Annotated in this window: 12 protein-coding genes; 8 read left to right on the top strand and 4 right to left on the bottom strand. The window is 66.7% G+C overall.

What is annotated here, in order from left to right:
• Positions 1-224 precede the first annotated feature (224 nt).
• Positions 225-1640, bottom strand: coding sequence for an alpha,alpha-trehalose-phosphate synthase (UDP-forming) (gene otsA, locus J2728_RS09550; RefSeq protein WP_309998621.1), 1416 nt, complete (start codon positions 1638-1640; stop codon positions 225-227).
• Positions 1637-2410: a trehalose-phosphatase gene (otsB, locus tag J2728_RS09545; RefSeq protein WP_309998619.1), complete on the bottom strand. Its 774-nt coding sequence runs from the start codon at positions 2408-2410 to the stop codon at positions 1637-1639. Before otsB ends, otsA begins: the two co-directional genes overlap by 4 nt.
• A 766-nt stretch (positions 2411-3176) precedes the next feature.
• Between otsB and J2728_RS09540 the strand changes: the two genes are divergently transcribed.
• Entirely contained in the window at positions 3177-3662 is a 486-nt protein-coding gene (locus J2728_RS09540) for a MarR family winged helix-turn-helix transcriptional regulator (protein ID WP_309998618.1), read from the top strand.
• Between the two features lie 7 nt (positions 3663-3669).
• On the opposite strand, the gene J2728_RS09535 is transcribed toward J2728_RS09540, so the two are convergent.
• Positions 3670-4521 (bottom strand): hypothetical protein, encoded by an 852-nt coding sequence (locus J2728_RS09535; protein ID WP_309998617.1) that lies wholly within the window; start codon positions 4519-4521, stop codon positions 3670-3672.
• A 93-nt stretch (positions 4522-4614) separates the two neighbouring features.
• Here J2728_RS09535 and J2728_RS09530 point away from each other — a divergent pair, with 93 nt between their 5' ends.
• The 7 genes from J2728_RS09530 to J2728_RS09500 all read left to right on the top strand — a co-directional run bounded on the left by J2728_RS09530 (position 4615) and on the right by J2728_RS09500 (position 11371).
• The gene (locus tag J2728_RS09530; protein WP_309998616.1) at positions 4615-5916 is read left to right on the top strand and encodes an SLC13 family permease; all 1302 of its coding nucleotides are present in this window, start codon (positions 4615-4617) and stop codon (positions 5914-5916) included.
• Between the two features lie 105 nt (positions 5917-6021).
• Positions 6022-6381, top strand: a complete 360-nt coding sequence (locus tag J2728_RS09525) for a hypothetical protein (RefSeq protein ID WP_309998615.1) — start codon at positions 6022-6024, stop codon at positions 6379-6381.
• 43 nt (positions 6382-6424) lie between these two features.
• Complete coding sequence (locus J2728_RS09520; RefSeq protein WP_309998614.1) at positions 6425-7603, top strand: mechanosensitive ion channel family protein; 1179 nt, start codon at positions 6425-6427, stop codon at positions 7601-7603.
• A gap of 167 nt (positions 7604-7770) precedes the next feature.
• Positions 7771-8850 (top strand): AI-2E family transporter, encoded by a 1080-nt coding sequence (locus tag J2728_RS09515; RefSeq protein WP_309998613.1) that lies wholly within the window; start codon positions 7771-7773, stop codon positions 8848-8850.
• Between the two features lie 138 nt (positions 8851-8988).
• Positions 8989-9237: a response regulator gene (locus J2728_RS09510; RefSeq protein WP_309999446.1), complete on the top strand. Its 249-nt coding sequence runs from the start codon at positions 8989-8991 to the stop codon at positions 9235-9237.
• 290 nt (positions 9238-9527) lie between these two features.
• A complete protein-coding gene (locus J2728_RS09505) occupies positions 9528-10151 on the top strand; it encodes a hemerythrin domain-containing protein (RefSeq protein WP_309998611.1) in 624 nt (207 codons plus the stop codon).
• Between the two features lie 5 nt (positions 10152-10156).
• The gene (locus tag J2728_RS09500; protein WP_309998610.1) at positions 10157-11371 is read left to right on the top strand and encodes an NAD(P)/FAD-dependent oxidoreductase; all 1215 of its coding nucleotides are present in this window, start codon (positions 10157-10159) and stop codon (positions 11369-11371) included.
• A gap of 77 nt (positions 11372-11448) precedes the next feature.
• On the opposite strand, the gene J2728_RS09495 is transcribed toward J2728_RS09500, so the two are convergent.
• A complete protein-coding gene (locus J2728_RS09495) occupies positions 11449-14196 on the bottom strand; it encodes a hybrid sensor histidine kinase/response regulator (protein WP_309998609.1) in 2748 nt (915 codons plus the stop codon).
• Positions 14197-14234 lie beyond the last annotated feature (38 nt).

The raw sequence follows: 14234 nt of genomic DNA, 5'->3' as shown, positions 1-14234 counted from the left end.
AAGCCGACAAGCCTATCGGTGGCGACGGGACGACCGTTCGTTGTCCCGTCGCGCCTGGCGGGCTAGGCGCGACGACATCGCCGCCAGGCAAGCCAGGGCTATCAAGGCCAAGACGATCACCTCTATCGGCACACCGTCGTTTCGCCTCGGATTCACGAGCGCCTCCTCCCGTCGGCGACACTGAAGGCCGCCTTTCCCGATTCAGGATCGATAGAAATATCGCATCACGAGGCTTTTCTACTGTCGCCGTGATCCTGGCTCGCCTCGGCCCTTCCACGGTCGAGCGCCGCGACAAAGGCGTCGCGCCACGCGGTCACGTCATCGCGCGACACCCCATCCATCAGCCGCCTCCAGCGCATGATCCGCTCGGCGCGCGGCATGGCCAAGGCCTGCCCAAGCGCCTCGGAGGTCTCCTCGCGGCTGAACGGATTGATGATCAGGGCGTCCTCCATCTGCTCGGCGGCCCCGGCATAGCGAGACAGCACCAAAACGCCGGGATCCTCGGGGTCCTGGGCGGCGACATACTCCTTGGCCACCAGGTTCATGCCGTCGCGCAGCGGGGTAACGAGCCCAACATGAGCGGCGCGATAGATGCCCGCCAGCTCGTCACGGCGGTGGGCGCGGTTGACGTAGCGGATCGGCACCCAATCGACCGTGGCATAGGCGCCGTTTATCCGCCCCGACACTCCGTCGAGGCGAGCCCGGATCTCCTGGTAGGCCTCCACGGCGTCTCGGCTTGGGGTGGCGATCTGCAGCAGGAACACCCGCTCGGCCCAATCGGGGTGGTCGGCGAGAAGCTGCTCATAGGCCAGGAAACGTTCTTCGAGGCCTTTGGAATAGTCCAGCCGATCGACGCCCAGGATCATCTTGCGCCCGGTCTGGCTCACGCGCACCCGCTCGAAGGCCGCTCGCGCTGTCTCTCCACGCGCCAGTTCGGCGAAGGCGTCCCCTTCAATGCCGATCGGAAAAGCTCCGATCCGCGTGGCGCGCCCCTCTGTCTCAACGACGCCTTCAGCGATCGGCAGGCCAAGATCGCGTTCGACATAGTCGCTGAACGCCTCCAGCGCGTCGCGGGTCTGGAAGCCGACCAGATCGTAGGCCAGCAGGGATTCCACCAGCTCGCGATGCTGAGGCAAGGTGGTCAGCAGTCGCCGGCTCGGCCAGGGAATATGGAGGAAGAAGCCGATCCGATTGGCCACGCCCAGACGACGCAGTTCCTGGGCCAGGGGAATCAGATGGTAGTCGTGGATCCACACTCGGTCGCCTGGTCCGATCAGCGGCGCCAGCGTCTCGGCGAACCGACGATTGACGCGCTGATAGCCTTCGCCGAACGAACGCTCATAGGCGGCCAGATCGGTGCGCGAATGAAAGATCGGCCACAGCGTGCGATTGGCGTAACCGTCGTAATATTCCTCGCGATCCTGCTCTTCCAGATCGACCAGCGCGACGGTGACCCCGCCAACCTTTTGCATCGAGATCTGGCCGGTGAAGGTCTCGGTCGTCTCGCCGCTCCAGCCGAACCAGACCCCGGAATATTCCCGCAGCGCCGCGGCCAGGGCCATGGCAAGGCCGCCGGCCGTGCCCACGCCTTCATCGTTGGGCGGGTTGACCCGGTTGGACACCACGATAAGCCGGCTCATGCGACGTCTCCGGGGATCGCCGCCTCCAGCCAGTCCAGCACGGCGGCGACATCCGGCAGGCGATGACGCGCGAGGGTCTGGCGATTGGAGGGCCCAACCAGGACGCCGTAGCCGCCCGCGGCCTCGGCGGCCAGGAATCCGTCCTCATCGGTGAGGTCGTCGCCCACGAAGATCGGCCGCGCGCCCTGGAATGGCCATTCGGCCAGAAAGGCCTGAACCGCCAAACCCTTGTCCGCTCCAGCGGTTCGCAGCTCGGCGACCATGTCGCCTTCCTGAAGCACCAAGTCGGTAGCCGCCTCCAAGCGCCGAGCGGCTTCCCGCACCGCCTCGCAGGCGCTGGGACAGGCGCGGTAATGCAGTGCGACGCTCAGGCCCTTCTCTTCCACCTGCATCAGCGGCTGGGCGCGGGCCAAGGCCTTGAACACGGCCGCGGCGTCGGCCAGATCGGCGTCGGGCGGCGCGGCGATCTCGTCGCCCAGGACGGTGCGTCTTTGCAGGCCGTGAACACCAGCGACGGCCGCGACGGCGTCCTCGGTGATCGCCGACACCTCGGCGACGGTGCGCCCGCTGACGATGGCGAGACGACGCTGAAGACGCTCGGCCAGACGGCGCAGGATGAAGGTCCGCCGCGGATCGGGTCCAACATCCTCTGGCCGTTCGACGATCGGCGCCAGCGTACCGTCAAGATCGAGAAACAAAGCGCAGCCGGCGGGTTTCAACGGCGGCGGCGGCGGCAAGAGGTCGGGGAAGGTAATAATCTGGGCCGTCATGGCGAGCTCCATGGCAGGCGCCGGAATGGTCAGATTCGGACGCGAGAACGCCGACGCGCTGGTGGAGACCGACGGCGGCGCAAAGGGGCGGCGCGCCACGCGCGCCAAGCGATCGATAAAGCCCTAAAGCGCGGGCGACGGGCCGGCGGGGCGCGAGGGCGCGCGGCGGCGGGCGAGCTTAGGGCGCGGATCGCCCGGCGAGATCGAGTTTGGCATGACTGCCCCTTTTGACTGCGAGCGCCGTGCGCGGCGCGGTGGTTCTCCAAGGATATCGGGTCGACCGCGCCGGGCCGTGATCCCGTCGCGGGATATGACGAAAGCATGTCTCGTCCCGACACGACGTCGGGGCTAGCCACAGCCTAACAGCCGGAATGGCCGCTGGGGGACGGGTCACGGGATAGTGACGCTGGCTTTACCACCCTGCTCGGGCGACACGCGTAGGTGCGGTCCTCGCGGGGGGCGAATTTCCAGTTCGTCGAGCCCAAGCCGCCCGCCGGTCCAGGCTCCCGCCGCCGCCATCACGGCGGCCCCGAGCAAAACGATCATCAAGCGTCCGCCCCGACACGCCGACGCGAACCAGACCTTGAAGACTCGCGTCGGCGCCCCCGTGACCGAGCCGCGCTGGCGTGTGCGATCAGTCATGAGTCATAAATATCGTGTCACGATGTGATGTCAAATCCGAGGCCACCCTCCCCTCCCGCGACTCGACGGGCGTGCTAGTAAAGTCGGGAGCGACGCGACTGTTTCGCGCGCCAGGACCTTGCCCGTGACTTCGCCCGCCCAACCCTCCCGCGCCAACGTCGACCCGGAGTCCGAAGGCGTCGCGCCCCACCCCCTCACCGCGGATGACTATCAGGCGCTGGGGGAGTTTCGGCGAGCCATCCGGCAGTTTCTAGCGTTCAGCGAGGAAGGCGCGCGCGCCCACGGCCTGACCAGCCAGCAGCATCAGGCGCTGCTCGCCATCAAAGCCCATCGCGGGCCCGACCCCATCTCGATCGGGGACCTGGCCGAGTGCCTGCTGATCAAGAACCACAGCGCCGTCGAACTGGTCGCTCGCCTCGTCGAACGGGACCTGGTGTCGCGACGCGATGACGAGGCCGATCGCCGTCGGGTGGTGCTGGCGCTGCGGCCGCGCGGCGCGGACATCTTGGAAACCATTTCGCGGCGCAACCTCGGCCGGCTGCGGCAGGGCGCCGACATCCTGGCCGAGATCATCGAGGCGGCTCATCGCGCCGCGCCGGCCGCGCCGTGATCCGAGCCTAGCGACTCTGGCGCGGCCAATCGGCCAGGACCACGCCGTCGGCGTCCTCGAAGGCCACGCGATCGAGGTCGACCGCGAAGAGGCAGACAGGCCGATGCTCGGCCGACTCACTCCAGCAATGGCCGGCCGCGCCATCGGCGAAGCCGGAGATTCGCCCTTCCAGGACCAGCTCGAAAACCCGGCCCTGCGCCGGGCTGTCGGGCGGCAGCTTCAGGACGTGCTCGTACGGACGTTGCCCCCGACGCTCGGTCCGGGCGGCGTCCTGACCGTGCAGGACGGCCAAGCCAAGGCTTGGCTGTTCGACCGGCGTGGGGGTGGCGGGCGGGGCGACCTCTCGGCGCTTGGGGCACAGATCTCCCGTCAGCCACGGGCGCGGGATCCAGAACCCTTCGACGGTCTCGGTGTCCGCTGGCGTCGGCGCTGCGCGAACGAGCGGCAGATCCGTCCAGATCGAGGGTCGGGCGACCAGCCTCAGGGACGAAGCCTTGCCGTCGACCTGGTAGTAGGCTTGAGCGGGGCCGGGATCGGCGACGGGCCCGGCGCAGCCAAACGCCAGGCGCACGGAAAACCGCCGCCCGACGAGGTCGCCGCCGCCAGAGGCCGCGCCCGAGGCATAGGCGTCGGCGGCCTTGGCGGCCGCCTCGATCAGGTCGCCGCGAGAGACGACCGCGGCGGGAGCAACCTTGGCCGGCGGCGCGGCGACCACGGGCGGCGGGGGCTCGGGAGCCGGCGGCGCGGGCGTCGGACGCGTCAACACCAGGACCAATACGACGATCGCCGCCCCCCCAATGGCCAGGGGCGCGATCAGGGCGAACTTGCGGTCCGGGGACCTCTGTCTATTGTCGCTCATGGCTTGAGCCTAGCAGAAGATAAGGTCCCGATTGCAATCGCCTTCGCCCCGGTTCGCGCCTGAAGCCCTCCACGCCGGGTCAGCGCGCCGGTCGTGACGCCCGGTCAGATCATCGCCTTGGCCGTGTTGGCGGCGGTCGTGGCTGGCCTCATTCACGGCAAGCTGCGCTCGGACGTCGTGGCCCTGGCCGGGGCGGCGGTGCTTCTGGGCACCCGGACCGTGCGCCCGGTCGAGGTTCAGGCCGCTTTCGCCAGTCCCGCCATCCTCGCCTTGGCCTCGCTGTTCGTCATCGCCTACGCCATGGAGCTGTCGGGCTTGCTGGGGCTGGTGATCCGCGGGGCGACCCGGCTGTGCGCGCGCTTGGGCGCGACGGGACTGTGGCTGGTGATCGTGCTGTGCGGTCTGGCCTCGGCGTTCTTGAACAATACGCCAATCGTCGTGCTGGGCGCGCCAGTGGTGCGCGACGTGGCCCGGTCCATGAACCTGTCGCCGAAGCGGTTCCTGATCCCGCTGTCCTACGCCACGATCCTGGGCGGGGCCTGCACGCTGATCGGGACCTCGACCAATCTTCTGGTCAACGACATGGCCCGCAACGCCGGCCAGCCCACGTTTAGCCTATTCGAGGTCACGCCGGTGGCCTTGATCATCGCCGCCGTCGGCGGCGTCTACATGGTGGTGTTCGGCCCTCGGCTGCTGTCGGCCGCGCCCTCCCCCAACGCGCCGGAGGGGCCCGCCCCGATCGCGGGAATCAATCCCCCCGCCGGCGAAGACCCCGCCCTCTATCCGGTCGATGCGCCTTTCGACCCGCTGCGGGCCGGCGCGGCCTTGGGCGTGTTCGTCGTGGTCGTCACGGTCGCGGCGCTGGGCTTGCTGCCGATCGCCGCGGCCGCGTTCGCTGGGGCCGTGCTTCTGGTGGTAACCGGCATGATCAGGGTCGACGACGCCTACAAGGGCCTGCGGCCCGAAATCCTGCTGCTGATCGCCGGCATGGTCGTCGTGGGGCTGTCGATGGAAGTCACCGGCTTGGCGGCCCTGGCCACGGACGGACTGGTCGGCTGGCTGCGGCAACTGGGGCCGCTCTACGCCCTGGCCCTGATTTATGGCGCGACCTTGCTGCTGACCGAAATCCTCTCCAACGCGGCGGTGGCGGTGCTTTTGACGCCGATCGCGGTGGCCCTGGCCGAGAGCCTGGGCGTCAGCCCCCGCCCCTTCCTGGTGGCGGTGATGATGGCCGCCAGCGCCGCCTTCGCCACGCCATTCGGCTACCAGACCAATGTCCTAGTCTACCAGATGGGCGGCTACCGCTATCTGGATTTCGTGCGGATTGGCGCGCCGCTCAACCTCATCACCTGGGCCGTCGGTCTTGCCGTGATCCCGATGTTCTTTCCGTTCTGACCGCCAAGGTTCCCCGCCAAAGCCTCACATTATTGTCAGGCCATCGTGTTCCCGCGCGCCATTAGATCGCTATACGATCTTTTCGAGCCGCTAGCTGGAGGGATCATGGACGATCATATCAACGAGACCATTCTGCTGATCTGCGACGACGCGGATCGCGCCACCCGGCTGATGACCGCTCTCGACGAGGCGCGGGTGAGCGTCATCGGCCCGTTCACCACCGCCGGTCTGGCCTTGGCGGTCACCGCCCATACAGGGCCCACCGTGGCGTTGCTGGCTAGCCAAACCACTGGGCGGCGCAGCGCCGAGCAATTGGCTCAGACCCTCAACGACAACTGGGGCGTCCGCTCGATGCTGCTGGACGAGACCGCCCATGCGGCTGTCGAGACGGTGGGGTGGCGCGCTCCGGACGAGCAGGTGGCGCGCGTGCGCCGGGCCCTGTCCAAAGCGTTCGCGCCAGCCTGATCCATCTCCTCACTCAGACGCCCAGCAAGGAGACCCGCGCCCGATGACGGCCAGTGAACGCATCCTGGCGGCCCTGACCGGCTTGCTGTCCCATTTCGCCGCGCTCAGCGCCTTGGCGTGGTCGCTCAATCTGGGCCTGACGCTGGTGGTCTTGGGACTGACGATCGGAGCCGGACGTCTGGCCAGGCGCATCACCAGGATCGGCGCCCACCGGCTGCCCGGCCCCGTGGACGCGGAGATGACCGTTCGCGCCAACCGCTTGGCGCGTCTGGCCGGTTGGATTGTCCAGTCCCTCGCCGGCGTGGCCGCCGTCCTGCTCATCGCCGACATCTGGGGCTTCAACCTGTTGGCGTGGACCGCCACGCCGCTTGGAGCGCGACTGCTGGCCGGCGTCATTCGCCTGGGGCTTCTGGCGATCGCGACGGTGGCGGTGTTCGAGGTGGTCAGCCTGGCGATCGGCCGAGGGATGGATGGGTTCGCCGACCATGCGGTCGAACCGCGTCGCCGCGCTCAACTGGCCACCCTCGCGCCACTGCTCCGGGGAGTGGCCCAAACCGCCATCGTCATCGTGGCGAGCCTGATGGCTCTGAGCGAACTGGGCGTGAAGATCGGCCCGCTTCTGGCCGGGGCTGGCGTCGTCGGCGTGGCCTTGGGCTTTGGGGCCCAGACCCTGGTCAAGGACTTCCTGACTGGCATCTTCCTGATCGTCGAGGACATTGTCTCGGTCGGTGACATCATTCGCATCGGCGACAGCGGCGGGCTGGTCGAGCAGATGACGCTACGCACGATCCGGCTGCGGGATTTCGACGGCACGGTGCACGTCTTTCCCTATAGTGAGGCTCAGGTTCTGCATAACCTGACCAAGAGCTTTTCCTACTACGTCTTCAATCTGCAGGTTTCTTATGACTCGGATCTGGACGCGGCGCTGAAGATCATGGAACGGGTCGGCGCGCGGCTGAAGGCCGATCCGGCCTTCAGCGACAAGGTGCTCGAGCCCATCGAGATCGTCGGTGTCGACAGCCTGGCCGACAGCGGCGTCGTACTCAAGGCGCGGATAAAGACCCAACCCCTGCAGCAATGGAATGTCGGGCGCGAATACAATCGCCGTATCAAGCTGGCGTTCGACGAGGCCGGCGTGGAAATTCCCTTCCCGCACCTGAAGGTGGTTATGCCGGAGCGGCAGGTCTCGGAGTTGGCGGGCGCGCGGGCCGTAGCCAACTGACCCGCGCCGCGCGCTAGGGCCGAGCGAATTTCGGGGCGCGCGCCAGGCCCGCTTCAGCCAGGCCGCTCCGCGTGGCTTGAGGCAAGCCACGGTCGCGCGGGCGGGGCGCCAAAGGAACTTCGCCCCTATTGCGACGCTCTCGTCCAGCAACTGCGGGAGCCAGGCACATGACTTCAGAGACACCTTCGCGCGGTCGGAGCGCGCGTCGCACGCTCTCGACCGGCACGCTCGTCCGCGGCGCGGTGGCGCTGGTCGTCACCTATGGCCTGGCTCAGATAGCGGCGAAACTGACCAACCTGTGGATCCTGGTCTTCGGCTCCATCGTGGTCGCCGTGGTCCTGCGTTCCATCGCCGATCCGCTGATCAAGCGACTGAAACTGCCCAACGGCCTCGCCGTCGGTCTGGCCGTCCTGATCGTCCTATCGATAGTGAGCGGGATCGGCTTCCTGTTTGGCCGTCAAATATTCAATCAGATGGAGGATCTCTCCACGACCCTGCCCCGCGCCTGGGCGACGGTGCAGGCGCGGTTGGCGGCCTCGCCCTTCGCGGGCGTGGTCCTCGACCAATTGAAGGGCCTAGGCGCCGAAGCCGGACCCGCCCTGGCGCGCGCGCCTGGGGTAGCCTTGGCGATGGCCTCGGGCTTCGCGACGCTGCTACTGGTCCTAGTGGCCGGAGTGTTCCTAGCTATCCACCCGCAAAGCAGCCGCGAAGGTGTGCTGGCCATGGTTCCCATGGCGCGCCGAGCGCGGCTGCGCGCGGTGCTGAACGCCTGCGGCGCGGCGCTGAACGGCTGGCTGCGAGCCCAATTGGTGTCGATGACGCTGGTGGGAGGACTGGTTGGCCTTGGCCTTTGGGCGATCGGCGTGCCCGCGCCAGTGGCGCTTGGCCTGATCACCGGCATCGCCCAATTCGTGCCGATCGTGGGCCCCATCGCCTCGGCCGCGCCCGCCTTGATCTTGGCCGCGATGCAAGGCGGCCAGACCTTCTGGCTGACCCTGGCGCTTTACGCCGGCGTCTCGCAGCTGGAAGCCAATGTCATCACCCCGATGGTGCAGAAGAACTTGGCGTCGCTGCCGGTCGTGCTGGGCATCTTCGCGGTCGTGGGCCTCGGCATCGTCTTTGGACCGCTCGGCGTGCTGTTCGCAACGCCGCTGTGCTTGGTCGCCTACACCGTCATCACCATGCTCTACCGGCAGGACGTCTTGCATGACGAGGACGCGCATGCGCCCGGACAGGCTAAACCCTAGTCGGTTCCTCAAGGCCTGAAGTCCACTCAAGCCAGAGCGACGCCGTAACAAAACATGCGGCATCTCGCCGAGCCCGACTACAAGCGCCGGCCGCGCGCTGTCGCCGCCTGACTCGAGCCTAGCGTGTAGCAAGCTCCGATCGCGCATCCGCCGCCGAGCCCGTCACTTCGACGAGCGACTGATCCTCGCCTGCCGGGCATGATCGGCATCGAGATGAAGGACGCGCTAGTCGCGGGCGGCGGCGCGACGCCCGTCATCCTGATAACGGCCTTCGCCGATGAGGCCCAAAGGCGGCGCGCCGAGCAGGCTGGCGTCACCTGCTTCCCGCCCAAGCCGTTCGTGGGCGAGACCTTGATCGATTGCCTAAAGCGGCCGTTGCCAGGCTAGTGTGCGACCATTTCAGGCTCAGGTCACCAGCTTGACGGCAATCGCCGCCGTTGGCTCGGCGCCATGAACCAGAGGTTCGAACACGCTGAGTTCGCCCCGGTTCTCGCGACCATAACCCTCGGCCTGTCAGCGGGCGTCCGACGGCGGCATCAAGGAACTGCTTTGAAACGGGCTTGGTCCCCGCCCCGCCGAGCCTTTGACTCGGCCAAGGCGCAGCTTTCTCGAGCTTGGCGCGTTCCTTTGGCGATCGGGCTTGGCCTTCGAGCCTGGGCTCTTCCACCCACGCTGAGATGTCAGGATCATTCATGGTCAAACCGGTGAGCCAAGCGACGCAAGCTAAAGCGAAAGCCGACGCGATTGATGAAGCGCGCGCCGTCGCGCCCGACGTGCCAGCGCGAATTGGCTCGACGCCCGCCACGAAGTTTCGCGGAAATCCCGCGATCTTCGGTCGACTGGTCGAGGACCACGACAAGCACCGCGCTCTTCTGGCGATGATCGAGGCGACCGTCCCAAACGATCCCACGCGAAAGGCGCTGTTCGAGGAGTTTGTCCGGGACGTTCACGGCCACGCCGCGGCCGAGGAGCAGGCCCTCTGGTCGACGGTGATGAGAAACCCGAAGACCACGGAGTTCGCCCGACACGCCGTCGGTGACCATCACAAGCTTGATAAGTTGATGGCCGACGCCGCCGCCCGCGACATCACCTCCCCCGGCTGGCTCGACCATTTCGCCACGCTCAAGGATGAGTATCTCGAGCACATCCTCGAAGAGGAAACCGAACAGTTCCTCGAGGCGGAAAAGACGCTCTCCGAGGCGGATCAGCGCTACATGCGGAAAGTGTTCGAGCAACGCAAGAAGGCCGAAAAGGCCGATGCGGTGATCGAGAAGAAGATCGCGTTGAAGCCGATCGCCTAAGCGAGATGAGTGGAGCCACGATCAAGCGTGACCTCAGGACGGGTCGCCCGCTCTGGGCGGATAGTCATGGCCTTGGGGTTCCAGCGCGCCCCCTACCCGCCCCGGTCAGCGTCGATGTCGCCGTTGTCGGCGCTGGCGTCAGCGGCGCGTTCATGGCCCATGAACTGTCACGGGATCACTCGGTCGCCGTATTGGAGCGACGCGCGCCGCTGATGGGCTCGACCCTGGCGTCGACGGCCCTCCTGCAATGGGAGATCGATCTACCGCTGACCGTGCTCGCCGAAAAAATTGGCGGGGTGAACGCCCAGCGGGCTTATCTGCGCTCACGCCAGGCCGTGGACGCGCTGAGGGCGATCGTGGCCGAAGAGCGGATCGTCTGCGGCCTGAAGGCAAAGCACTCGCTTTACCTGGCCGGAGACGCCTACGGCCATCGCGCCCTGGAGGCCGAGGCGCGAGCCCGCGCGGAGATCGGACTCGATAGCCAGTACCTGAACGCCGCGACGCTGGACAATCGTTACGGCTTGGCGCGAACCGGCGCCATCCTGTCGGGCGGCTCGGCGAGCGGCGACCCCGCCCGCCTGGCCGCCGGACTTCTGAGGCGCGCGCACGCTCGCGGCGCACGCATTTGGTCTCCCGTCGAGGTGGTGCGGGCGGTCAGCGATCCCGACGGCGTGACCCTGCTTACCGACACGGCTCACGTGGTGCGGGCCAAGTCCGTGGTGTTCTGTTGCGGCTACGAATTCCCCAAGGGCGTTCCGACGCCCGGAGCCGAGGTCATCTCGACCTGGGCGATGGCTTCCAAGCCGCGCCAGCGCGGTCCGGCTTGGCTAAAGGACATGTTGGTCTGGGAAGCGTCGGACCCGTACCTCTACTTTCGCATGGGTGGCGACGGCCGCCTGATCGTCGGTGGCGAGGATGAAGCATCCGCCACCGCGCATCAGGACAAGGCTAAGCTGCGCGGCAAGCGCGAGATCCTGACCCGCAAGCTGGGGCGTCTGTTGCCGGACCTTGCTTTCGAGCCCGACTACGGCTGGGCCGGCGCCTTTGGCGAAAGCGCGACGGGCCTTCCGAGCATCGGGCCCATCGAGGGCCTGAAGCACGCCTGGGCGGTCATGGGCTTTGGCGGCAACGGTATCACCTATTCGGTGATCGCTTCCCAGATCGTCGCGACGGAAATCCGAGGTAAGCACGACCCCGACGCGGATCTCTATCGGCGCTAGGCCGAGAAGCCGCTAGCACCGCCGAGGCATATCGCCAGTGCTACGCGGCCGTGAGGATATGCCCGGTCCAAGACCCGTCATCGAGGACGGAGAATGGCCTCGATCCGGATTGCCAGCTGCGCGATTGAGAACGGCTTGGAGATGATCTGCATGCCGGGCTCGAGGAATTCAGCTTGGTCGGCCGCGTGTTCCGCGTAACCCGTCATGAAGAGGACGGGCAGTCCCGGCCGGCTTTCGCGGGCGATCTCGGCCAATTGGCGGCCGTTCATGCCTGGCAACCCGACATCGCTGATCATCAGATCGATCTTCTGCGCGGACTGCAGAACCGGCGTGGCGTCTCGGCCGCCCTCGGTCTCGATCGTGCGGTAGCCCAACTCTTCGAGCACCTGCATGACCAGGAGGCGGACCGCCGGGTCGTCCTCGATCACCAGCACTGTCTCGCCCGCGCCCGATCGCGGCTGCTCTTGATGAACCGTCTCTTGTTCAGCGTCGCCAAGGTCTCGCGGCAGGTAGAGGCTTATGGTCGTGCCAGCGCCGTCGGCGCTTTCGACCTTAACGTGGCCCTTCGACTGCTGGACGAAGCCATAGATCATCGACAGGCCAAGTCCCGTCCCCTTGCCCAAGGGCTTGGTGGTGAAGAACGGGTCGAACACCTTGGACAGGACGTCGGGCGTCATGCCAACGCCGCTGTCGCTGACCCGCACCTCGATGAAGTCGCCAGGCTCGGCGCGGTCGCTGCCGACGAGCGCGTCAGCCGACATTTGGACATTGCGCGCGGAGATCGTCAGGCTTCCACCACTGGGCATGGCGTCACGAGCGTTGATCGCCAGGTTTAGAATGGCGCTTTCCAGCTGGTTGTCGTCGGCGCGCGCGGACCACAGATCCTCTGGTAGCGCGATGCGCAATTGGACCTGCTCTCCCAGCGTTCGGCGCAGCAGGTCATCCATCGAACTCACGAGCGTTCCGACGTCGACCGCGCGGCTGTCCAGCGTTTGGCGCCGTGAGAAGGCCAGCAACCGATGCGTCAGGGCCGCCGCGCGCTGACCTGACTGCATGGCGGTGTCCAAGAACCGGTCGACGTCGCCAACGCGGCCATCCGCCAGGCGTCGCTTGACCATGTCGATCCCGCCCAGGATCCCGGTCAGCATATTGTTGAAATCGTGGGCCAAGCCTCCGGTAAGCTGACCGACGGCCTCCATCTTCTGGCTTTGCCTGAGCTGGTCCTCCAGCAACTTGCGATGCGTGACGTCGCGCCCCACGGCATAGATCACGTCGTCTTCCGGTACGCCGGTCCAGTTGATCCACCGATAGTCGCCGTCCTTGGCGAGCATCCGGCAGTCGAAATCGGCGACGGTTTGGCTGGCGCGAAGCTCTTCCGCGACCTTTGAGATGCGCTCCCGATCATCGGGATGGACATATCGCAGCAGCGGCGCGCCAATCAGCGTTCCCGCGTCGTAGCCGAGAAGACTGGTCCACGCCGGATTGATCGCGCGACAGACGCCGTCCAAACCCACTATGCTCAACAGATCCCGCGAGAGGTTCCACACCCGATCTCGCTCTTGCGTTCGGGTCTCCACTCTTTGTTCAAGGGCTTCGGTCAAGGCGCGTAGACGAGCTTCGGACTCCTTGGCGTTGGTCACGTCGTAGATCACGCCGATGAAGCTGATTCCGCCCATGGGAGCGATTTGATATTCGCCACGCGAAGCCAGCCACCGCTCTTCACCGGTGTCCGCGCGACGAATTCGGAACTCTTGAAACGCGGGACCGACATCCTGTCGCCCGACGCGCGCGCTGATCAACGGCGGGTCATCCGGGTGCACGAGGGCGTTGATCGTGCGGATGGGAAGGCTGTTGGCGGGATGCAATCCCAGGAGCCGACAGAAGGCTTCGGAGACCTCGGCCGTTCCAAATCCGCTCAAGTACTCGAACGAGCCCACGCCGCCGGCGGTCTGGGCGATGCGCAACCGCTCCTCGAGCTTTTTCTGCTCGGTGATGTCCGCGAGCACGCCCGTGAACCGAATGGGGTTGTCGTTGGCGTCGAGGAAGGTGCGGCCACGCGCCGACACCCAGCGGATATCGCCGTCCAGCACCACGCGATAGTCACGCGCGAAGACTTCGGCGCCATGCAGAGCGGCGGCCACGGCGATCTTCAACCGCATGCGATCGCGCGCGAACACGGTGTGGAAGAAGGCCGAGGTCGGAAGACCCTCGGCGGCTTGAACGGGATCAAGGCCGCACAGATCGGCGAAACGCGCGTCGGCGATCAGGCGGCCATTGGGAATGTCCCATTCCCAGGCGCCGATCGCTCCCGCCACGGTCTGAGCGATCCTCAGCCGCTCCCGGGCCTCAAGGAGGCGCTGGCGCGTCATCTTCAATTGATCGCCGAGAAGCGCGTCCTGATATTCCGCGCTGACGTCGACGTGGGTCACGAGCCGAAACGCCGGCGCGCCTTCGGCGTCCCGGATAGTCGTGATGTTGATCCGGTTCCAGAACACGGCCCCGTTGCGCCGAGCGTTGAGCAGATCGACCGACGAGCGGCCCCGCTCTTCGAGCCTCGCCTCGAAGGCGGCGCTGGCTTCGGTGTCCGTCTCCTCGGTGTCGAGGAAGGCGCGATCACGGCCCACGACTTCGCGGGCGTCGTAGCCCGTAAGCAACTCAAACGCGGTGTTCACGAAGATGATCGGATCGCCCGGCCGCCGCGGATCGGTGACCGAAAGCGCCACGCCGGAGTCGACCAGCGCATCGAACACTGGCCCAGCCAACGCCCGAAGCGCGCCCAATTCGGCGTTTTCCTGGCGCGATCCCGGGTCGACGACGTCCATCATGGCCTACAATAACGCCAAGCTTGGCAACAGGTTCAGGC

The organism is Caulobacter segnis (assembly GCF_031454995.1).
GTDB classification, from domain to species: Bacteria; Pseudomonadota; Alphaproteobacteria; order Caulobacterales; family Caulobacteraceae; genus Caulobacter; species Caulobacter segnis_E.
Note: the sequence above shows the minus strand (reverse complement) of the source record. Positions and strands in the feature narration are given on the sequence as shown.